The sequence below is a fragment of the Bartonella sp. MR168JLCBS genome (assembly GCF_042194175.1).
In genome coordinates this window covers 1-782 of record NZ_JBHIMP010000304.1, presented here as the reverse complement: position 1 = coordinate 782, position 782 = coordinate 1, and the positions used below count along the sequence as shown (strand labels likewise).

The 782-nt window shown below is 36.3% G+C and carries 1 protein-coding gene and 1 pseudogene; both read right to left on the bottom strand.

Going from position 1 to position 782, the window contains the following annotated elements; genetic code table 11:
- The coding region (locus tag ACFIK8_RS11040) for a biotin/lipoyl-binding protein (RefSeq protein ID WP_375669455.1) at positions 1-444 on the bottom strand (444 nt) is incomplete at its 3' end.
- A gap of 154 nt (positions 445-598) precedes the next feature.
- Positions 599-782 (bottom strand): annotated as a pseudogene (locus tag ACFIK8_RS11035) (transcriptional repressor); the annotation flags it as partial.

The following is a 782-nucleotide window of genomic DNA, read 5'->3' as shown; positions in this document are numbered from 1 at the left end:
TAAGGTGAGTTGTGCATTGGTTGCTATGGCTGAAGCGGCCGCCTTTTGTGCTTGCGCATCATCTAAAGCACTGTGAGCAGCTATAATTTGCGCGTCAATGCGTAGAAGAGTTTTTTGTTGTGTATTGAGACAGTTTTCTGTCTGTTTCGAGGCTATTTGATAATCGCCATTGTCTAAGTGGAACAAAACATCGTCTTTTTTTACAACTTGATTGGCTTTAATAGCAATTTTCTTAATATATCCATTTAATTTAGGTGCAATAGCTGCTATGTCTCCTTGTACATAGGCATCATCAGTGGAGATCATATAACGCCAATGTGTTATCCACTTATAACTAAACCAAATCACAAAAAGCGCAAGAACGATCAGAACAACGCAGATTATTTCCTTTTGTTTTGTTCTGATGAAATGTCTGGTTGAAACAATTGTTTCAGATATGGACATGGATTTATACCTTCAATTTTATGTTTCAATGAGTAAAACAGGCGCTTCATTGTAGGAAGAGAGTAATATGTCTGCGAGGACAATAAGAGCTTTTCAAGTAATGAGGCAATTGTTAACACATAATGCTAAAGATACAAACTTACAAGTAAGAGTATTACTCTGTTGCACATTTTTTACAAATGCCTCGTACTTCTAGAATGCTTCTTCGTGCTTGGAAGTCAACTGCTTGAACCATTCGTTTAAGGCTGGATACAAGAGCTTTGTTTTGTATCTCATTTACCTTACCACAGTTTTCGCAAATTATGAAAATTGTGAGTTCATATTGACAATTTTCAGGA